We start from the raw sequence: 20210 nt of genomic DNA on the forward strand, positions 1-20210 counted from the left end.
CGAGCACCGGGGGTTCGGCGGTTCGGCGGGGCGCTCGCGGCTGCCCCACATGGTTACGCCAGGTATAACCACCGGCCCCCACCGCCGATTCCCCGCCGGATGTGACCCGGGCCACCCGACAAAACGTCGGATACCTCACATTCGACGAAACCAATTCGCCAAAAACGCTTATTTCGCCCGAAACCACACCTCATTGCGGTGGCACCGACGGTCCAGAAGCACCCTCCGCGCACCCTCCCCCGCTCGACCAACAGCCTCCGGAACAGCCAAAGGGCACCGGAAGTCCACCGCCACCGGGACCACCGAAGCAATCAGGTGATCTGGATTACGACAGCGGGCTGAAAATAGCAATGAAACGGTCATCTGCTCGCTAAATCGAGTCTCAGTCGACGGACCTCTCGAGCTGGCGTGGAGGTGATCCGACGTAGGCTCTCAGGTGAGAAACGACAGCAGGCCGGACAACCACACGAGGTGGGTCACGGCGGCGCGCCGAGGAGGCCATGTGACCGGGCAGGGCGAGGTCAGGAGCGAGTGCGGCGATCCGGGCGACCGCGCCGACCAGGGCGGGGTACGGTCATGATCAAGAAGATCCGCCAACTGGACCGCGTGGTCATCCGCTTCGCCGGGGACTCCGGCGACGGAATGCAGCTGACCGGCGACCGATTCACCTCCGAAACCGCCCAACTCGGCAACGACATCTCCACGCTGCCCAACTTCCCGGCGGAGATCCGCGCGCCCGCCGGGACCCTGCCCGGGGTGTCGAGCTTCCAGGTGCACTTCGCCGACTACGACATCCTCACCCCCGGCGACTCGCCGAACGTCCTGGTCGCGATGAACCCGGCCGCGCTCAAGGCCAACCTCGCGGACCTGCCGCGCGGAGCCGACATCATCGTCAACACCGACGAGTTCACCCGACGTAACCTCGCCAAGGTCGGCTACCAGGCCAACCCGCTCGAGGACGACTCACTCGCCGGCTACACGGTGCACCCGGTGGCGTTGACCTCGATGACCGTCGGGGCGCTCGCCGACCACGAGGTATCCAAGAAGGATGCCGAACGGGCCAAGAACATGTTCGCGTTGGGCCTGCTGAGCTGGATGTACTCAAGGCCGTACGAGTCGACCCTGCGGTTCCTGGAGCGCAAGTTCGCGACCCGGCCGGAGCTGGTCGGGGCCAACGTCGCGGCGTTCAAGGCCGGCTGGAACTTCGGCGAGACGACCGAGGACTTCGCGGTCCGGTACGAGGTCAAGCCGGCGAAGATGCCACCCGGGACCTACCGGAACATCACCGGAAACGCGGCCCTGTCGCTCGGCCTGGTGGCTGCCGGGGTCCGCTCCGAGCTGTTGGTCTTCCTCGGCGCCTACCCGATCACCCCGGCGTCGGACATCCTGCACGAACTGAGCAAGCACAAGCGTTTCGGCGTGCTCACCATGCAGGCCGAGGACGAGATCGCGGCCATCGGCGCGGCGCTCGGCGCCGCGTACGGTGGGGCACTCGGCGTCACCACCACCAGCGGCCCCGGCGTCGCGCTCAAGAGCGAGACCATCTCGCTCGCGGTGGCGCTGGAGCTGCCGCTGGTCGTCGTGGACGTGCAGCGGGCCGGGCCGTCGACCGGGATGCCGACCAAGACCGAGCAGGCCGACCTGAACATGGCCCTCTTCGGCCGACACGGTGAGGCGCCGGTGGCGGTGCTCGCGCCGAAGTCCCCGGCCGACTGCTTCTACGCCGCGTTGGAGGCGGCCCGGATCGCGCTGACCTACCGCACGCCGGTGCTCCTGCTCTCCGACAACTACGTGGCCAACGGCTCCGAGCCGTGGCTACTCCCCGACGTCGAGTCCCTGCCCGACCTGCGGGTCGACTTCGCCACCCGGCCCAACGGCGAGGACGGTGCCACCTTCCTGCCATACCTGCGGGACCCGGAGACCCTGGCCCGGCCCTGGGCCGTCCCCGGCACGCCCGGCCTGGAGCACCGCATCGGCGGGCTGGAGAAGGCCGACAAGACCGGCGACATCTCGTACGACCCGGCCAACCACGACTTCATGGTCCGGACCCGTGCCGCCCGGATCGAGTCCATCCCGGTGCCCGACCTTGAGGTCGAGGACCCGGACGGTGACGCCCGGGTGCTGGTGCTCGGCTGGGGGTCCACCTACGGGCCGATCGGTGCGGCCTGCCGGGGCCTCCGCCAGCGCGGGCTCTCCGTCGCCCAGGCACACCTGCGGCACCTCGCCCCGATGCCGGCCAACCTCGGCGAGATACTGCGCTCCTACGAGCGGGTGGTCATCCCCGAGATGAACCTCGGTCAGCTCGCCCACGTGATCCGCGCCCGGTACCTGGTCGACGCGATCAGCTACAACCAGGTACACGGTCTGCCGTTCACCGCCAACGAGCTGGAGACGATGCTGGAAGAGGTCCTGAAAAATGTCTGAGCCCGTCGCCCTCAAGCTCACCGCGAAGGACTTCAAGTCCACCCAGGAGGTGCGGTGGTGCCCCGGCTGTGGTGACTACGCGATCCTCGCCGCCGTCCAGGGCTTCATGCCGGAGCTGAACATCCCCCGGGAGCGGATCGTCTTCGTCTCCGGCATCGGCTGCTCGTCACGCTTCCCGTACTACATGAACACGTACGGGATGCACTCGATCCACGGGCGCGCCCCAGCTATCGCCACCGGCCTCTCCACCACCCGCCCCGACCTCTCCGTCTGGGTGGTCACCGGGGACGGCGACGCGCTGTCGATCGGCGGCAACCACCTGATCCACGCGCTGCGGCGGAACGTCAACCTGAAGATCCTGCTGTTCAACAACCAGATCTACGGCCTGACCAAGGGGCAGTACTCCCCCACCTCCGAGGTCGGCAAGATCACCAAGTCGACCCCGGTCGGCTCGGCGGACGCACCGTTCAACCCGCTCTCGCTGGCGCTGGGCGCGGAGGCCACCTTCGTGGCCCGCACCATCGACTCGGACCGCAAACACCTGCAGTCGGTGCTCCGGGCCGCCGCCGAGCACGAGGGCTCGGCCTTCGTGGAGATCTACCAGAACTGCAACATCTTCAACGACGGGGCCTTCGAACAGCTCAAGGGGCCCGCCACCCGGGACGACTCGCTGATCCGGCTGGAGCACAACCAGCCGATCACGTTCGGCCGGGACGGGCAGTTCTGCGTCGTACACCCGCCCGGCGGTTTCGGCCTGGAGGTCCGCGAGACGGCGGCCACCGCGGCGGAGGAGATCGTCGTCCACGATGCCACCATCACCGACCCGGCGTACGCGTTCGCCCTGTCTCGGCTGCCGGGTCTGGACCTGCGCAACACCCCGATCGGGGTGTTCCGTTCGGTGCGACGGCCCTCGTACGACAGCGTGGTGCAGGAGCAGCTCGACGCCGCCCGGGCGACGGTGACCGAGACTCGGGAGCAGCAGCTCGCCGGCCTGTTGCGCAGCGGCGACACCTGGACGATCGACTGAGCCGCCGGCTGGTCCCCGGGCCCGCGCGGTAGCCCGGCTCAGGACGTCGGCGCAGCGGCGCGGGCGCTCCGGACATCAGCACGGGCGCCCCGGCGCGGAGTTTCAGGACATCGGGGTGGAGGTCCGGCGGTCGTCACGGACGTGCACGAGCATGTCGCCGGTTTCGATGACCCCGCCGGCCCGGTCGGCGAGGGTGACCACCTTGCCCCGCCGCACCAACGCGATGACCAGAGCCTCCAGCTCGCGGGGGGAGCGGCCAACCTCGTGCCGCTCGGCCGACCGCATCGCGAGCGCCATCCCCTGACCGGGCGTGAGCAGATCCTCCACGACATCGATCAGCGGCGGTGCGGAGGTGGAGAGGCCCAGCAGCCGACCGGCGGTCGCCGACGAGACGATCACGTGGTGGGCGCCGCTCTGTTTGAGCAGCGGGGCGTTCTCCGCCTCCCGGGCCGCGGCGATGATCCGCACCTGTCCCGCGGTGAGCTGCCGGACGGTCAGCGCCACCAACACCGCAGCGTCGTCACTGTCGGTAGCGATGATCACCGCCTTGGCGGTCCGGATGTGCGCCTCGTTGAGAGTCGCCGAGCGGGTCGCCGATCCCTCGATCGCCACCAGGCCGGCTGCGGTCGCCTGCCGCAGGGCGGCGCCGCTGCGTTCGACCACCACGATCCTGGACTTGTCGCAACCGTTCTCGAGCAGGGCGGAGATCGCACTGCGGCCCTTGGTGCCGTAGCCGCAGATGATGACGTGGTCCTTCACAGCTCTCCTCCACCGGGACAGGCGACGGCCGGTCCGGTACTGCTCGGTCAGGACTTCCAGGGTGGTGCCGACCAGGATGATCAGAAAGATGACCCGGGCCGGGGTGATGTAGAGGACATTGATCAGGCGGGCCGACTCCGAGACCGGGGCGATGTCGCCGTACCCGGTGGTGGAGAGGGAAACCACAACGTAGTAGAAGCAGTCGAGGAGGCTCAGCCCGTCCGCGTCGCGGTTGGCGTCCCGATAACCGTCCCGGTCGAACCACACCACGGCGACGCTGGCAAGGACGAGCCCGAGGGCCGCGGCCAACCGCAGACTCAACGCGCTCAGCGGATCGCGCCGTTGCGCCGGGAAGTGAATCACCGTGCGCCCCGCCCAGACTCCGCTGTTACCTGCACGCCCACAACATAACGGGTCGGGGGTAACGCACATGGCGAGGCAGCCGGGACGACGCCACAACAGCCCCGCCGGGCATGATGGGAGCTGTCCCCCGCGGACCACAGCCAACGAGAGCGAGGCGGAGCATGTCGTTGCTCAGACGAGTCATCGGCGGGGTCCTGCGCCGGGTCCGGATGCGGCAGGGCCGCACGCTACGGGAGGTCGCTGCCGCCGCCGGGGTCTCCATGCCGTACCTGTCCGAGGTGGAGCGGGGGCGGAAGGAGGCCTCGTCCGAGGTGCTCGCGGCGGTCTGCCGGGCGCTCGGGATTCGCCTCTCCGACCTGCTCGGGGAGGCTCGTGACGAGCTACGTCGCCTGGAGCGGCCCGAGCCGATGGGGTTCGCCGTCGGCGAGGTCAGCCGCACGCCGAGCTCCCGCGTCGAGCCGGCCCGGCAGCACTCGGTCCGGGCCGGGCTACGCGGCGGCGGCCCCACCTCCTGCGGTACCGGCCAGGTGCACCTTCGACTGGGCTCACCTGGGCTGCCCATCGGTGGCGCGGGGCTGGCGCCGATCGGGCCCGCGTTAACCGGCGGATCCACGGGAGGGGCCGGCCTACGAGTCCGGTTGATCGCTGCGGCGCCGGCCGACCGCCCCACCGCACGACGCTCGTGGCGGGTCCGGCGGCTCGTCCGGGCCCGCGGGCAGCGGGCCCGACGGTAGCCCCACCGGACCGCCCCGAGCCGCGGTGGTCGCCCAGCCAATCCACCTGGGCCGATCCGCCCTCGACCGATCTGCTCTGAGCCGATCTGCTGCCGGCAGATCGGCTACCTCCTCCTGCCCCGGCACGCGCACGCTGGACGGGCCGGCTCCCGGGCGGTCCCCCGCCCGCCGACGCGCTGGAGGTAGCACCTAATGATCAAAATGTTGGACGATCGGCAGCAGGGCTTCGGCGACCAGGTCTTCGAGCGGCTACTGAAGGAACGGATCGTCTTCCTCGGCACCGAGGTGACCGACGAGTCGGCCAACCGGGTCTGTGCCCAGATCCTGCTACTTGCCGCCGAGGACCCGGACCGCGACATCAAGCTCTACATCAACTCGCCCGGCGGCTCGGTGAGCGCGGGGATGGCCGTCTACGACACGATGCGGTTTGTCCGCAACGATGTGGCAACGCTGGCGCTGGGCATGGCCGGATCGATGGGGCAGTTCCTCCTCTGCGCCGGGACGGCCGGCAAACGGTGCGCCCTACCCCACTCGTGGATCCTCATGCACCAGCCTTCCGGCGGGATGGGGGGCACTGCTGCCGACGTCCGGATCCAGGCGGAGAACCTCCTGTACGTGAAGAAGACCATGCAGGGGCTGATCGCCCAGCACAGCGGCCGGACGCTGGCGGAGATCCAGCGGGACTGGGACCGGGATCGCTGGTTCACCCCGGAGCAAGCCCGCGAGTACGGCCTCATCGACCACGTCATCACGCAGGCGGCGGAGCTCGCGCGCTGAGCTACCGGCGACAGGCCGGGCAGCAGCCGCACGGATCGGCCGTACGTACTGCTGTGGCGGATGTTGTTCGCCCGCTCCCCGATTGGCGCCGACCCTTGTCCCCCTGATAGCAACGGAGCCTCCGCCGGAACCACGGGACGCCTCTTGCCGACCGGATCGGGCCGGCCAGGACTGTTGGAGGCCCGTACCGTTGGAAGCGCTCGCCGTCTTCGAAAAGCTCGTGCCGGTGGCGTTGGCTCTCGGCGGCGGTGTGTGGTTCGCCCGGCGGAGCGTCGTCAGCGCGGCGAGCTCGAAGGTGTTCGCGGACTTCGCCTTCCTCTTCGCCGTGCCGTGCTACCTGTTCGCCAACATCTACCGCAGCGACCTGGACGCCCTGTTCGCCTGGCCCGCTCTCACCGGCTACGCCGTCACGGCGGGAATCACCATGGCCGTGGTCGGGGTGTTGGCGTGGCTGACCCGCACCCGCGAGCCGCGACAGCTCGCGTTACGGATCATGGCGGCGGTCCAGGTCAATACCGCCTACTTCGCGGTGCCCGTGTTCATCATGCTCTTCGGCGACGCAGCGCCGGTCTTTCCGGTGCTGCTGTTCCAGGTATGCGTCCTCACCCTGGTCGTCCTGGCCATCATGGAGCTGAACGGGGCGCCGGTGAAGCCTGTCCTGGCTGGCCAGACCGTGCCGGTCTCGGCCGGGGGCGGTGGGCGGCGACCGACGCAGCCGACCCGCGGGCTGCGACCGACGCAGCCCGGCGGGCCACCGCCTCAACTCCAGAGCCGACGCGGCCGGGTGGGCCGGGCGGTGTGGGGCGCCCTCACCACCCCGGTCGTCCTGGCGTGCAACGCCGGCCTCCTGCTCAACCTGCTGGCCGTCCGGATGCCGGAGCCGCTGCTGGGCGGATTCGACTTCGTCGGTGCCGCCGCCGCGCCGATCGCGCTTTTCGCCCTGGGCCTGCACCTGGGCGGCAGTGGGGTCAGCTTCCGCCACACCACCGGCGAGGAGATCTGGCTGATCGCCGTCAAGTGTCTGCTGTTCCCGTTTGCGGTCTGGCTGGCCGCCGCGCACGTCTTCGAGATTGACGGTCCGTGGCTGACCTATCTCGTCCTCATCGCGGCGATGCCGGCGCCACAGAACCTGTTCATCGTCGCGCAGCGCTACGGCGTTGACGTGGAGCTGTCGGCCGCACTGGTGGTGAAGAGCTCGGTCGCGGCGCTACTGCTGCTGCCGCTCTGGGTCCACTGGGCGCAAGCGGGGTGACCCCGCTCCCCGGCACGGCGTACCCGAGCCGTCAATGATTCGTCAATCAATGTATGTCATCTCGATGAAATTGTATTCATCAATTTTGCCGGAGGTCGCATCCATGTACTCCCGCAGGTGCGCACCACCCTTGTGAGTCTCCCAGATCTCGCGGGACTCCCAGTTCTCGTAGAGGATGAAATGGGCCGGGTCGCTATGATCCTGGTGCAGGTCGTAGTTGATGCACCCCTCCTCCGCCCGGGTCAACGGGACAAGCTTTTTCAACTCTGCCTTCACCAGGTCCACCTGGCCCGGCCGGGCGTGAACGTTGGCAACAATACTCAAACGTGACATTCGGCACCCCTGTTCATCTGATCGTTCCGTTGTGGAACATCCTCAGCCTGGTTAGCGCGGTCACGAACCGTCAGTCAATCTGGGTCATCTCATTGAGCACGAATTCATCCACCTTGCCGGCGGTCGCCGAAGCGTACGCCTCCATGTGGGCGGCGCTCATGTGCGCCTGCCAGAGGTCACGGGACTCCCAGTTCTCGTAGAAGACGAAATGGGCCGGGTCACTATTATCCTGGTGCAGGTCGTAGTTGATACACCCCTTCTCTGCCCGAGTGGTCGGAATGAGCTTCTCCAGCTCCGCCTTCACCAGGTCCACCTGGTCCGGCTTGGCGTGAATGTTGGCAACAACAGTCAGGCGTGGCATGCGATGCTCCCTGGTCGCCTCGTCGCTCGTCGTGCAACTTCTTCACGTTAACGGAAGAGCCCGTGCCCAGCCCGGCAAGTCGCCAGATGCGGGCGCGAAGCCGATCAGGTGGTTCCAGGGCGCGGATGGGGTACCCGTCCTCACGGTCGGGTACCGGCCGCGTGGACGGACTTCACCGCCTCGACCACCATCGATGGAACCTCGTCCTGCACCCAGTGGCCGTGGGTACTGTCCCGCCACTGACCGACGACCGCGGTGGGGTGCCACTCCGACAGAAACCGCTCCAGCGGATACCAGTAGGCCGCACCGGTCTCGTCGTCGACACAATTGGTCCGGGTGGTGACCTCCTCGGTCTCCGGGTGATAGCCGGGCCGGCAGAGCTCCCGGTCGTCGCCGAGAATCGCCAGGTCAACCTTGTACGGCCCGAAGGCCGTGTCGTCGCCGAAGGCGAAGAAGGCCGGCTTCGACCGCAGCACGGCCAGGTCCCGGTCGAGTTGATCCAGGAAGGTGCCGTCCCCGACGGTCGCCGTGGCGGAGATGTGCACGGGCTGGGTCACCTCCGGGTAGCGCAGCTCATGCGGGGGCTCCAGGGTGAGGTAGGGCCCCCACATCGCGTCCCGCAGCGCCACGTACTCCGCCGACCCCTCCACCGCGTTGCGTTCGGCGACCCCGATCGCACCGCGGCGGATGAGCTCGCCCTCCGTGTAGAACTCTGGTTCCCGCCGCGCATGGTGCCCACGGTCGTGCACCGCGTGCATGAATCCGGTCTGCCCCTGTTCGATATGGTCGAGTTGCCAGGCCCAGGTGTTCATCAGCACGAGACCCCGCACCTGCTCCGGCGCGGCGACTCCGGCGGCCAGTCCGATGGGTCCGCCCCAGTCCTGCAGCACCAGGTAAAGATCTTCCAGGGCCAGGTCGGCGATGAAGTCCCGCAGCACCGTCGCGTGCGAGCTCGGCAGGTAGTCGAATTCGCTGACCCGCGGTTTGTCGGAGAAACCGAAGCCAAGGTGGTCGGTGAGGATCACCCGGAATCCCGCCGCGCTCAACGGGTCGACGATTTTCCGATAGATCATGCTCCAGGTGCCGTTCCCGTGGACCGCCAGAACGGTGCCCTTGGGAGTCTGGCCCGCTGCTGGGGGCACATCCACATAGTGGTACGCGAACCCGTTCCACTCGTAGATTTTTGACTGGAACGGATAGACGCTCTCCGCCACCGGAAACGGCCGCTCCCATTCCGGGGCCGCCCTGCTGTCCCGCTGCGGAACGCCACCGGCGGCGGCTGCCACGGCGGCGAGGGCCAGCACCACCGACACCACGAGGAGACGAACAGAGAACTTCCTCGACCTACCGCTCACAGCAATCTCCCCAATCCCAACCCGAGTCGGTCGGAGAGCAGCACGATCTCGGCACACCGCCCGGCGAACCGCTCCCCTCATCTCGAGCCTAGAAACGCGGGGGAGGCCAGGAAATGCGGCGTACCCGCCAGTCTCTACTGGGGGCAGCCCTACCCAGATTGGCGCGCGAGATGGCCTGCTGGCCGCAACAGCGCCTCAGCGAGCGGATGTCCAGCCTTGCTGATGCAGCCGTTCGATGCCCTCCAGCAACAGGTCCAGGGCGAACTCGAACTCGAACTGGTCGTCGCAGCCCCGCCCCACCACCGACGCGTCGTCGTGGGACGCCACCACGGCGATCTCCGCCAGGTTGGGGAACCGGTCGGCGAACTGCGCTGGTAGGGCCGCCGGCGGCTCCGGACTGGTCGCGCCGGTCCGGCCGGCGTTCCGTGCGGTGTCGAAGAGTTCCTGACTGAAGCCCAGGGTGCGGCTACCCATCGCGTGCATCACGTGGTGGGCAAGGTCGATGGTGAAGCCACCACCCCGGAACGTCCCGACCATCGAGTCGAGGTAGGCGAGGATGGCCGGCGTCGGCGTCTGCTGCGTCTCGATGGCGAGGGACACCCAGGGATGCCGCTGCAGCACCCGCCGCGCGGAAAGGATTCGCTCCCGGACCGCGTGCTTCCAGTCGGTGCCGGCCAGCGGCGGGTCGATCTCGTCGATGACCACATCGATCATGCCGGCGACCAGTTCGTCCTTGTTGGCCACGTGCTTGTAGAGGGCCATCGGCACGACACCCAGGTCCTGGGCGAGGTTACGCATGCTGAGGGAGTCGATCCCGGCCTCGTCGGCGAGCGTGACAGCGGCCCGGAGGACCCGCTCCCTGCTCAGCGGCGTTCGGCGAGGCACCTCGGTCTGCTCAGCCATCTCGTTTCCTCGTCTCCAGCGGTGCTGGAAACCATAACCGCCTTGACGAGTGTACGGCGTACACCTACCCTGTTCAGAGACCAGCGTACGCCGTACACCCCGATCGAAGCGTACGCCGTACACCTTTGGAGGAGAATGAAGGCCATCGTGCAGGACCGCTACGGACCGCCGGAGTCGCTCACCCTCGCGGAGGTTGACCCGCCGGTGCCCGCCGCCAACGAGGTGCTGGTACGGGTCGAAGCCGCAGCCCTCAACGCCTACGACTGGCATGTGCTGCGCGGCGATCCGCGGATGGCGCGGCTGGCGCTGGGCCGGTCAAAGCCCCGGGCCCGCATCCGTGGCCGCGACTTCGCCGGCCTGGTGGAATCCGTCGGCGAGAACGTTCACCAGTTCCATCCCGGCGATGCGGTCTTCGGCGACCTCGGCGATGCCAACGGCGCCTTCGCCGAGTACGTCTGCGTACCCGAAACCCTGATCGCACCGAAGCCGGCCAACCTGACGCCGCAGCAGGCCGCCGCCCTGCCGCTCGCCGGCGTCACCGCGCTCATGGGGCTGGCTGACCTCGGGCAGGTCGAGCCCGGCCACCGCGTCCTGGTCAACGGCGCCTCCGGCGGTGTCGGCACCCTCGCCGTGCAGCTGGCCAGGGCGCTCGGCGCGACCGTGACCGGAGTGTGCAGTACCCGGAACACCGACCTGGTCCGCTCCCTCGGCGCCGACCACGTCGTCGACTACACCCGGAGCGACTTCACCCACGATCCCCACCCGCACGATGTGGTGTTCGACCTGGTCGGCAACCGCTCGCTCACCGCGCTCCGGCGGGTGCTGACCCCCACCGGGACGTTGATCCTCTCCGGTGGCGGGGTCTACCGCGGCGGTAGCCTCGTCGGACCGGTCTGGCTCATCACCCGCGGGCGACTACTGGCTCCCTTCGTCCGACACCGCATCGCCGTTCTCACCACCGCGCCCAGCCGGAAACACCTCGACATCCTCCGCGACCACGCCGAGGCCGGGGACCTCACCCCGGTCATCGACCGGAGCTACCCGCTGCACGAGGTACCGCAAGCACTTCGGTACCTCGAAGGCGAACACGCGCGGGCGAAGGTAGTGATCACTTTCTGAGGCGTAACCGGTGCCAGCGCGGGTAGAAGCCGGGTGTGGCGGAGATCAGTGACTATGCGTTCCTGGGCGACTGCCAAGGCGCGGCGTTGGTGTCGGCGGACGGTTCGGTGGACTGGTGGTGTCCGCCCCGGTTCGACGGGCCGAGCGTCTTCGCGCGGCTACTCGGCTCCGTCGGCGGCCACTGGTCGATCCGACCGCACGGGCAGTACACGACGAGCCGCTGCTACCTCGACGGCACGATGGTCGTCCAGACCGACTTTCACACCCAGGATGGGGTGCTGCGGCTGACCGACGCCCTCAGCCTCGGGGTCGGGGAACGCGGCCACCAGATCGGCCTCAGCTCGCCGCACGTCCTCCTGCGCCGGGTCGACGCCATCGCCGGCCCGGCGCAGGTGACGGTCGAGGTGGCGGCCCGGCCCGAGTACGGCCTGATCAGCCCCACCGTCTCCGACGCCACGACGGGGATCGAGATCTCCGGTGGCGCCGACCGACTGACCCTTACCAGCGACCGCCACCTGACCATCGACGGTTCCGTGGTGACCGGAGAGTTCGGCCTCGCCGAGGGAGAGAGCGCGGTCTTCGCGCTGCACCACCGACGGGCCACCGACCCGCCGACGGTTCCGCTCGACGGGCGGGTGGCGCTGCGGGACACCATCGCCGCCTGGCAGTCCTGGGACCGCCTCCACCAGGGCTACCGGGGGCCCTATCGGGAGCAGGTCCGACGCAGTGCCCTCGTACTGCAGGCGCTGACCTACCAGCCGACGGGGGCGGTGATCGCCGCCCCCACCACCTCCCTGCCCGAGGAGATCGGCGGCGAGGCGAACTGGGACTACCGTTTCGGCTGGCTCCGCGACGGCGCCTTCACCCTGAAGGCGCTCTGGGTCGCCGCCTGCCCGGACGAGGCGCACCGGTTCTTCGACTGGATGGCCGAGTCGGTGGGCTCGGTGGAGGCGGAGGACCACGTCCCGATCATGTTCGGCCCGGGTGGCGAGCGCGATCTCACCGAACACACCCTCGAGCACCTCGAGGGCTACCGGGACAGCCGCCCGGTACGGGTCGGCAACGACGCCTGGCTGCAGAAGCAACTCGACGTCATCGGCGAGGTCATCGAGTGCGCCTGGGTCCTGCGGGACCAGCTCACCGAGCTGTCGCCCGCCGCCGCCAACCTGCTCCGCTCCCTGGCCGACCGGGCCGCGAACACCTGGCGGGAGCGGGATGCCGGGATCTGGGAGGGACGCGAGGGTCAGCGGCACTACCTGACCTCGAAGGTGATGTGCTGGTTGGCCCTCGACCGGGCCGTCAAGCTCGCCGGGCTTCTGGATGCCGAGGCGAAGGTCCCGCAGTGGTCTGAGGCGATGGCGCAGGTCCGCGCGGCGATCATGGCCGAGGGGTGGAACAACTCGACCAAGGCGTTCACCGGCGCGTTCGGCTCCGACCACCTGGATGCCGGAGTCCTGGTCATGCCCATCCTCGGGTTCCTCCCCGCCGACGACGACAAGATCCTGGCCACGGTGGATGCCATCGAACGGGACCTGGTCCAGGACGGCCTGGTGCAACGCTGGACCCGGGCCGGAGACGAGGGCGCCTTCATCATCTGCTCGTACTGGCTGGTCCAGGCCCTGGCCCTGGCCGGGCGGGTTGACCGGGCGCGACAGGTCTTCGAGACCGTCACCGCCCGGGCGAACGACCTCGGCCTGCTCGCCGAGGAGATCGACCGACGGGACGGGCGCCTGATCGGCAACTTTCCCCAGGCGTTGTCCCACATCGGTCTGATCAACGCCGCCTGGACCATCGGCCAGGTCGAGGCCGCAGGAACCAAGTAGCTAGTGGCAGTCGAGGAAAGGAGCACGTTGATGAGCGGACGACTGACGGGCAGAACCGCCCTGATCACCGGCTCGGACTCCGGCATCGGGCAGGCCACCGCGATCGAGTTCGGCCGGGAGGGCGCCGATGTGGTGGTGCACTACCTGCATGACCACGCGGGGGCGAGCCACACCAAGGCCGAGATCGAGCGGGCCGGTCGGCGCGCCGTGGTGGTGCAGGGCGACATCAGCGTCGAGCACCAGGTCGAGGCGATGTTCGACGAGGCCCTGGCGACCTTCGGAGAGCTGGACATCCTGATGAACGATGCCGGGGTGGACGCATCCGGCACCCCGGTCGCCGATCTGGACACCGAGACCTGGGACCGCGCCATCCGCACCAACCTGTACGGGATGTTCTTCTGCTGTCGGCGGTTCGTCCGCCACCGCCGTGACCACGGTGGACATGGGAAGATCATCAACATCACCTCCATCCACCAGGAGGTGGCCCGGGCCGGCGGCGCCGACTACGACGCCAGCAAGGGCGGCATGCTGGAGCTGGCCAAGAGCATCGCGCTGGAGGTCGCCCCGCTGCACATGAACGTCAACAACATCGGGCCGGGCATGGTGCTCACGCCGTTCAACCAACGTGCGATCGACGACCCGCAGTACCTGGAGGAGCAGGTGCAGTCGATCCCGTGGAAGCGGGCCGCCCAGCCGGAGGAGATCGCGAAGCTCGCCGTCTTCCTGGCCAGCGACGACGCGAACTATGTCACCGGGTCGACCTACTTCATGGACGGTGGGCTCATGCAGAACCAGGGACAGGGCGCGTAGGGCGCGCTCCGACGCGTGGCGAACGGTTTGACCTCAACCCTGGTTGAGGTTTTACCGTCGCCCTATCGCGATCGGAGCGTTCCTGGAGGAGACCCATGTTCTTGGTAACTGGCGGGACCGGCAACGTCGGACGGCAGGTGGTGGCGCGTCTGGCCGCCGCAGGTCACGACGTCCGCGCCGCCGTCCGCGACCCCAGCCGGGCCAACCTTCCGGCGGGGGTAACGGCGGTCACCGCCGACCTGGCTGATCCGGCGACCCTCCGCCCGCACCTGGAGGGGGTCCGGGCCGTGTTCCTGATCTGGCCGTCCGCTGACCCCGCCGTCACCGGTGTGCTCGCGCCGGCCCTCGCGGACGTGCTGGCCAGCGCCGGGTCGCCCCGGGTGGTGTACCTGTCGGCCGCCTCCGCCGAAGCCGACCCGAACTCGTTCTGGGCGGTGGTGGAGCGCGCCCTCCGCGAACGCGACCTCCCCGGGACGATGCTGCGCCCCACCGGTTTCGCCACGAACACGCTGGGCTGGGCCGACGCCATTCGCGCCGAGGGGGTGGTGCGCTGGCCGTACGGCGCTGCGGCCCGCTCCCTGATCCACGAGGACGACATCGCCGCAGTGGCGGTCGAGGCGATGACCGGGGACGAGCACGACCGGCGGACCTACGTGCTCACCGGCCCGGAGACAATCACCCAGGCCGAGCAGGTACGCCTCATCGGCGCCGCGATCGGGCGCGACGTGCGGTGGGAGGACATCCCGGCGGAGGCTGTCCGGCCGATGCTGGTCGAGGCGTTCGGGGACGCCGACTTCGCGGAAATGGCGTTGGCCGGCTGGGCGGCGATGGTGGAGAAGCCGGAGCAGGTGACCGACGTCGTCGAGACGGTACTGGGACGGCCCGCCCGGACCTTCGCCCAGTGGGCCGCCGACCACGCCGCCGACTTCGCCTGAACCGGCCGGGAGTCCGGTTGCTGGGTAAGATCCGAATCCCTCTTCTTTCCGCGTACCGCCCTGTTCTCACCGAAGGCCGGTACTCCAGACTGATCTCCGCCTCAGCTGTTTCCTTCCTTGGGGACGGCATGGCACTTGTAGGAATACCGTGGCTGGCGATACAGCTGGCCAAGCCGGGGCAAGGGGGAGTTGTCGCTGGGCTGTCGCTGGCGGCGTATGCGCTCCCCGGCGCCCTTGGAGCTCTGGTGCTAGGCCGGTGGTTCGGCGGCATGAGCGCACAGAGGTTGGTCGCCGCAAGCACCGGCCTGCGAGCCCTGGGGCTGGCAACGATTGTTGCGCTGGCCGTCACCGGCCAGCTCGACACCTTTTCCTACATTGCCCTCCTCGCCGCTTCGTCTCTCTTTTCGGCGTGGGGGAACGCAGGCCTCTACACTATTGTCAGTCAGTTGTTCGCCGATGGCCGTCAGCTTCCCGCGAATGCCCTGCTGAGCGTGTCCCAGCAGATCAGCATCATCATCGGCCCGGCAATCGCCGGTATGATCCTGCTGAAACTGGACGGCTCGGCGATCCTCGCGGTCAATGCGGTCTCATACCTGCTGCTTCTCACCACGGTCGCCCGCCTGAAGCTTCCGCGACAACCGGCGGTCGCTCGGCGGGCTGGCGTCGTGGCCGGCTTTCGGATACTCGCGCAGCGACCCCAACTCGTTGCCCTGTTGCTGATCACGGCCGCCTTCTTCTTCCTGTACGGCCCGGTCGAGGTTGGGCTTCCGCTCTACGTGGCCGGCAACCTGGCTGGCAGCGGCCAACTACTCGGAGCATTTTGGACCGCGTTCGGTGTCGGCGCAGTGATCGGCGGTTTCGCCGGCGGCGCCTTGGCCCGCGCACCCGGATGGCCGACCGTCATCGCCATTATCTTCGGCTGGGGCCTAACCCTGATCCCCTTCGGCATCACCGACAATATTTCAGCAACCATGACTTCGTTCGCCATCGGCGGACTGATCTACGGCCCATTTCCAGCGTTCACTATCTCTCTTTTCCAACAGGCCGCAACCGCTTCCGAACTTACGTCTGTCCTGGCAGCCCGGTCAGCCGTCACCACCACGGCAACACCTTTGGGTGCGGCACTCGGCGGCCCACTGGTCACACTGTGGGGCGCCGCAGACACTTTACTGTATTCCGGGATCGCCACGATCATGCTCGCGGCACTCGTCACCGCATCGATGCTACTTCTCAAGAGATCCGCTCTGGGCAGTGAGGTCAAGAATCAGTTCACGGCCATCGGGCGCTTGACTGCGGGTAGTGGGCGCCGTTGAAGGTGACCCGCAGCGCGTACACCGACCGGCCGGCGGTGAGGTAGAGCTGGTTGCGTTTCGGCCCACCGAAGGTGAGATTGGCGGCCGGCTCGGGCAGGAGCAACTTCCCGATGAGGCTGCCATCGGGAGCGAAGCAGTGCACGCCGTCCCAGGCCGCGGCCCAGACCCGACCGGCGTCATCGATGCGCAGCCCGTCGAAGCGCCCGTAGTCACACTCGGCGAAGATCTTGCCGCCGCTGAGGGTCCCGTCGGCGGCGACGTCGAAGACCCGGATGTGGCTGGGTTCCTGTCGGGTGTCGACGATGAACAGCCGTTGTTCGTCCGGCGAGAACGCCAGACCGTTGGGGCGGAAGAAGTCGTCCGCGACCACCCGCAGCTCCCCGGTGCGAGGGTCCAGCCGAAACACGTAGCACGCGCCACCGAACTCGGGCTCGGCCTTGTTGCCCTCGTAGTCGCTGTTGATGCCGTAGCTCGGGTCGGTGAACCAGATCGTGCCGTCGGCCCGGACCACCACGTCGTTGGGGCTGTTGAGCCGCTTGCCGCGGTAGCGATCTGCCAGCACGGTGATCGTTCCGTCGTGCTCGGTACGGGTTACCCGCCGGTTTCCCTGCTCGCAGGTGATCAGCCGACCCTGCCGGTCGACCGTGTTGCCGTTGGCGTAGCCGAGGGCTGGCGGAACACCCCGACCGCGCCGGTGGTCTCGTCCCAGCGCAGCAGCCGGTCGTTGGGGATGTCGCTCCACACCAGGTAGCGGCCGGCCGCGAAGTAGGCCGGGCCTTCGGACTTCCGCGCGTCACTGTGCAGGACCGCCAGGACGAAGTCACCGTCGAGGTCCCGGAAGCGCTCGTCCAGCAGTCGGAACTCAGCAGGGACTGTGTCAGGCATGTCGGCCTCCTCGCCAGATGATGTTCTGCAGCTTAGCCTGCCTCCCGAATCTGGTATGGTCAAGTCGTCGCCGTTCCGATCCCGATGGGTGTTCGATGCTTGACGATATTGACCGCGTCCTGGTAGCCCGCCTGCAGCAGGACGCGACCCAGCCCTACGCGGCCCTCGGCGCCGCCGTTGAGCTGTCCGCGGGCTCGGCGCACGAACGCGTACGCAAGCTGCGCGAGCGGGGCGTGATCCGGCGTACCACCGTTGACGTCGATCCGGCCGCGGTCGGCCGGGACGTGCTCGCCTACGTGCTGCTCGGCGCCGACGCGTGGATGGGGGACGCGGCCACCCGGGACGCGCTCGCGGCCATCCCCGAGATCCAGGAGGCACACATCATCGCCGGCACGGCGAGCGTGCTGGTGAAGGTGCGCACCGCCACCACCGAGGACCTGCAAACCCTCCTGAGACGCCTCTTCGCCATCGACGGAGTCACCAGCACCCAGACCATCGTCGTCCTGGAGTCGTTCTTCGAACGGCCGATCAGCGTTGACCCGGATTGAACGGCGTTCACACCGGCTGCTCCGCATCCCGCTCGGCAGCGTCAATTGCACTATCGGTCACCCAGATCAGTCCGATGACCAGGCTGAGCGCCAACACACCCATGACCGCGAAGACCACGCGCAGGCCGAGCAACTCCGCCAGCAGACCGCCGGTGAGCGCGCCGAGGGGCATGCCGCCCCAGGCCAGCATCCGGTAACCGCTGTTGACCCGGCCGAGTAGCCGGTCGGGGGTGATCCGTTGGCGGAGCGAGACCGTGATGACGTTCCAGGCGGCGACCAGAATCCCGCCCCCGAAGTAGACGGCGCCCACCACAAACGGATTGGCGCTCAACGCCGGTACGCCGTTGAGCACGGCGGCGAAGACCAGTGCCACGCCGAGGGTGGTGGAGCGACCCAGCCGTCGTTCAATCGCCCCCGCGACCAACGAGCCGAGCACAATGCCGACGGCCAGGGTCGCGAGCAGCAGCCCGTACCCCGGCTCGGTGAGCCCCATCGCCGAGTCGGGACCGACAGCGTAGAGCGGCAGCACCGCGAAGATCCCGCTCATGGTGAAGTTGCTGACCCCCACCATCACCGCCATGGTGCGCAACAGTTGGTGTCGCCAGAGGAACCGGAGGCCCTCCGCGATGTCCCGGCGCAGGCTGGTCGGCGCTTCCCGTTCGACCCGGAACCGGCCACGGATGAGGAGCAACGCCGCGACCGCGACCGCCCACAGCCCCGCCGGCCCCACCACCGCCAGCGCCACGCCAGCGGTGACCAGGAACCCCGCCAGGGGTGGGCCGACGAACTGGTTGGCTGCCAGCGTGACCGCGTGCAGTCGCCCGTTGGCGCGCGGCAGCGCGTCCCGCGACACCACCTGCGGCAGGATCGACTGGGCCGAGGTGTCGTAGAGCGTCTCGGCGACACCGGCGCCGAACGCCACCGCGTAGAGCAGCCAGATCGACGCCGCGTCCAGGGCCGCGGCCAGCGCCATCACCCCGAACAACACCACCCGCACCGTGTTGGCGGCCACCATCACCCGGCGGCGGTCCAACCGGTCGGCCAACGCGCCGGCCGGCAGCGCGAAGAACAGCCACGGCAGGCTGAACGCCATCGCCACCCCGGCCACCAGCATCGGCGAATCCGTCAAGCTGACCGCGACCAGCGGCAGCGCGAGTTTGACGATCCCGTCGGCGAGGTTCGACGCCGCGGACGCGGACCACAACTGCCAGAACGCCGCGCCCAGCTGCCCGGCGTCCCGACGCGGAGCAGTCAGGTGGCCTTGTGGGCCCGGCGCTGTCCGTTCATCGGCACGGGGAAGATCGCCAATCGTCACCGGGGGATGCTCTCAGAACGGCACATTGTTCGCTGCCCCCAACCAGGCGGGGGATCGCCCACCGACGCACGGTGAACAACACCGGCCTACTCGAAGGTCACCCGCAGTTGCCGCAGCAGGCCGCCGTAGTCCTCGTCGTCGTCCCCGATGAAGATCGGGAGTGTGCCGGCGACCAGTCCCACGCCTTCGACCTTGAGGCCCGAGCTGCGCGCCAGTTGCTGGGGCGGCTCGACCGGACGCAGCCGCACGCCGCCGCGTCCCTCCGGCCGGACCGTCGCCGCCCGGTACACCGCGCTGTCAAAGGGGCCGAGGTCACCCGGGTCGTACGCGGATGAGACGTAGACGTTGCCCCACCGGTCGATGTCCATGCCGGAGGCGGGCCGTCCACCCGGTGGTTCGAGTGCGGTGAAGGGAACCGAGGTCCACCGCCGACCAAACCGGATCTCGCCGTCCTCGTACACCTTCAGGCGAGTCATGTGGATGAAGGTGGTGTCCCGGCCCTCCGCCCGCTCGGCGTAGAGGAAGTAGTCCATTCCGCGGATCGTCGCCACGGCCGTCGCCTCGACGTTCGCCAGCGGCTCGGGTGTCTCGGGCCACGGCACCGCGCTCACGATCTCGACGTTGAGGTCCCGGTCCCACCGGGCGAGATAGATGGTGGGGTCGGGGTCGTCGCCGTCGGCGTTGCTCTCCGCCAGCAGGGCCGCGTTCCGGCCGGGCAGCCGGGCGATGCTCTCGAGGTCATTCGGCACCCGACGACCGGGAAACTCGACGTCGAGCTCGTCAACGATGATTCCGTTCGGGTCGACGGGCGTCCGCACGATCGAGAGTCGCGGCAGGTCGCGTTCCGCATCGTTGTCCCGGGTGTCGTGGCAGACCAGGAAGACCTCCTGCACCACCCCGTCGCTCTCCTCGGTGGTGAGCCAGGCGATGCCGCTGAACTCGCGGGGTGCCCGAATCTCGAGCCGCTCGGTCGCGGACGCGTCCGCCGCCTCCCGGGTCGACACGCTGTCCGCCTCGTGGCGAGGCTGCGCCGAGCCCGGTGTGGTGGGCGCGAGCAGGCTCAGTCCGGTGGCGACCGGCAGCAGCCCGCAGGCGATGAACCGACGGCGAATCATGCGTCCCCCTCCACCGGGCGGGCACGACCGCCGGACCCGCCTAGGGACAAAAGTAAAAC

18 protein-coding genes and 1 pseudogene are annotated in these 20210 nt (G+C 68.7%); 11 read left to right on the forward strand and 8 right to left on the reverse strand.

Features of this window, described 5'->3' with window-relative positions; genetic code table 11:
• Positions 1-576 precede the first annotated feature (576 nt).
• Both H0524_RS16585 and H0524_RS16590 read left to right on the forward strand, forming a co-directional pair.
• The gene (locus tag H0524_RS16585; protein ID WP_180199455.1) at positions 577-2424 is read left to right on the forward strand and encodes a 2-oxoacid:acceptor oxidoreductase subunit alpha; all 1848 of its coding nucleotides are present in this window, start codon (positions 577-579) and stop codon (positions 2422-2424) included.
• Positions 2417-3451, forward strand: coding sequence for a 2-oxoacid:ferredoxin oxidoreductase subunit beta (locus tag H0524_RS16590; protein WP_180199456.1), 1035 nt, complete (start codon positions 2417-2419; stop codon positions 3449-3451). Before H0524_RS16585 ends, H0524_RS16590 begins: the two co-directional genes overlap by 8 nt.
• A gap of 102 nt (positions 3452-3553) precedes the next feature.
• Here H0524_RS16590 and H0524_RS16595 read toward each other — a convergent pair whose 3' ends face one another.
• Positions 3554-4573, reverse strand: a complete 1020-nt coding sequence (locus H0524_RS16595) for a TrkA family potassium uptake protein (RefSeq protein WP_180199457.1) — start codon at positions 4571-4573, stop codon at positions 3554-3556.
• 161 nt (positions 4574-4734) lie between these two features.
• On the opposite strand from H0524_RS16595, the gene H0524_RS16600 reads away from it, so the two are divergent.
• The 3 genes from H0524_RS16600 (at position 4735) to H0524_RS16610 (ending at position 7336) form a co-directional block, all read left to right on the forward strand.
• On the forward strand, positions 4735-5307 hold the full coding sequence (locus H0524_RS16600; protein ID WP_180199458.1) for a helix-turn-helix domain-containing protein: 573 nt from the start codon (positions 4735-4737) through the stop codon (positions 5305-5307).
• 192 nt (positions 5308-5499) lie between these two features.
• The gene (locus H0524_RS16605) at positions 5500-6084 is read left to right on the forward strand and encodes a ClpP family protease (RefSeq protein ID WP_180199459.1); all 585 of its coding nucleotides are present in this window, start codon (positions 5500-5502) and stop codon (positions 6082-6084) included.
• Between the two features lie 190 nt (positions 6085-6274).
• Complete coding sequence (locus tag H0524_RS16610) at positions 6275-7336, forward strand: AEC family transporter (protein ID WP_180199460.1); 1062 nt, start codon at positions 6275-6277, stop codon at positions 7334-7336.
• 42 nt (positions 7337-7378) lie between these two features.
• Here the strand turns inward: H0524_RS16610 and H0524_RS16615 are convergent, their stop codons facing one another.
• The 4 genes from H0524_RS16615 to H0524_RS16630 form a co-directional block, all read right to left on the reverse strand.
• Entirely contained in the window at positions 7379-7669 is a 291-nt protein-coding gene (locus H0524_RS16615; protein ID WP_180199461.1) for a putative quinol monooxygenase, read from the reverse strand.
• Between the two features lie 70 nt (positions 7670-7739).
• Positions 7740-8030 (reverse strand): putative quinol monooxygenase, encoded by a 291-nt coding sequence (locus H0524_RS16620; protein WP_180199462.1) that lies wholly within the window; start codon positions 8028-8030, stop codon positions 7740-7742.
• Between the two features lie 140 nt (positions 8031-8170).
• Positions 8171-9346 (reverse strand): alpha/beta fold hydrolase, encoded by a 1176-nt coding sequence (locus H0524_RS16625; protein WP_180199485.1) that lies wholly within the window; start codon positions 9344-9346, stop codon positions 8171-8173.
• Between the two features lie 234 nt (positions 9347-9580).
• A complete protein-coding gene (locus tag H0524_RS16630) occupies positions 9581-10288 on the reverse strand; it encodes a TetR/AcrR family transcriptional regulator (RefSeq protein ID WP_180199463.1) in 708 nt (235 codons plus the stop codon).
• 135 nt (positions 10289-10423) lie between these two features.
• Between H0524_RS16630 and H0524_RS16635 the strand changes: the two genes are divergently transcribed.
• From H0524_RS16635 to H0524_RS16655, 5 genes are all read left to right on the forward strand, one after another.
• Positions 10424-11407, forward strand: a complete 984-nt coding sequence (locus H0524_RS16635) for an NAD(P)-dependent alcohol dehydrogenase (RefSeq protein ID WP_180199464.1) — start codon at positions 10424-10426, stop codon at positions 11405-11407.
• Between the two features lie 35 nt (positions 11408-11442).
• The gene (locus tag H0524_RS16640) at positions 11443-13230 is read left to right on the forward strand and encodes a glycoside hydrolase family 15 protein (RefSeq protein ID WP_180199465.1); all 1788 of its coding nucleotides are present in this window, start codon (positions 11443-11445) and stop codon (positions 13228-13230) included.
• A 30-nt stretch (positions 13231-13260) separates the two neighbouring features.
• The gene (locus H0524_RS16645) at positions 13261-14040 is read left to right on the forward strand and encodes an SDR family oxidoreductase (RefSeq protein ID WP_180199466.1); all 780 of its coding nucleotides are present in this window, start codon (positions 13261-13263) and stop codon (positions 14038-14040) included.
• Between the two features lie 95 nt (positions 14041-14135).
• Positions 14136-14975 carry an SDR family oxidoreductase gene (locus H0524_RS16650; protein WP_180199467.1) on the forward strand — a complete coding sequence of 280 codons (840 nt, stop codon included), beginning with the start codon at positions 14136-14138 and terminating at the stop codon, positions 14973-14975.
• The gene (locus tag H0524_RS16655; protein WP_309225134.1) at positions 14942-16288 is read left to right on the forward strand and encodes an MFS transporter; all 1347 of its coding nucleotides are present in this window, start codon (positions 14942-14944) and stop codon (positions 16286-16288) included. Before H0524_RS16650 ends, H0524_RS16655 begins: the two co-directional genes overlap by 34 nt.
• On the opposite strand, the pseudogene H0524_RS16660 reads toward H0524_RS16655, so the two are convergent.
• Positions 16245-17173: pseudogene (locus H0524_RS16660) on the reverse strand (SMP-30/gluconolactonase/LRE family protein). The gene H0524_RS16655 and the pseudogene H0524_RS16660 overlap by 44 nt on opposite strands.
• A gap of 95 nt (positions 17174-17268) precedes the next feature.
• Between H0524_RS16660 and H0524_RS16665 the strand changes: the two are divergent.
• Complete coding sequence (locus H0524_RS16665; protein WP_180199469.1) at positions 17269-17721, forward strand: Lrp/AsnC family transcriptional regulator; 453 nt, start codon at positions 17269-17271, stop codon at positions 17719-17721.
• A 7-nt stretch (positions 17722-17728) separates the two neighbouring features.
• Here H0524_RS16665 and H0524_RS16670 read toward each other — a convergent pair whose 3' ends face one another.
• Entirely contained in the window at positions 17729-19036 is a 1308-nt protein-coding gene (locus H0524_RS16670; RefSeq protein WP_180199470.1) for an MFS transporter, read from the reverse strand.
• A gap of 86 nt (positions 19037-19122) precedes the next feature.
• Positions 19123-20151 (reverse strand): hypothetical protein, encoded by a 1029-nt coding sequence (locus H0524_RS16675; protein WP_180199471.1) that lies wholly within the window; start codon positions 20149-20151, stop codon positions 19123-19125.
• Positions 20152-20210: the final 59 nt, after the last annotated feature.

The organism is Salinispora sp. H7-4 (assembly GCF_013416675.1).
In the GTDB taxonomy this organism is placed as follows: domain Bacteria; phylum Actinomycetota; class Actinomycetes; order Mycobacteriales; family Micromonosporaceae; genus Micromonospora; species Micromonospora vitiensis.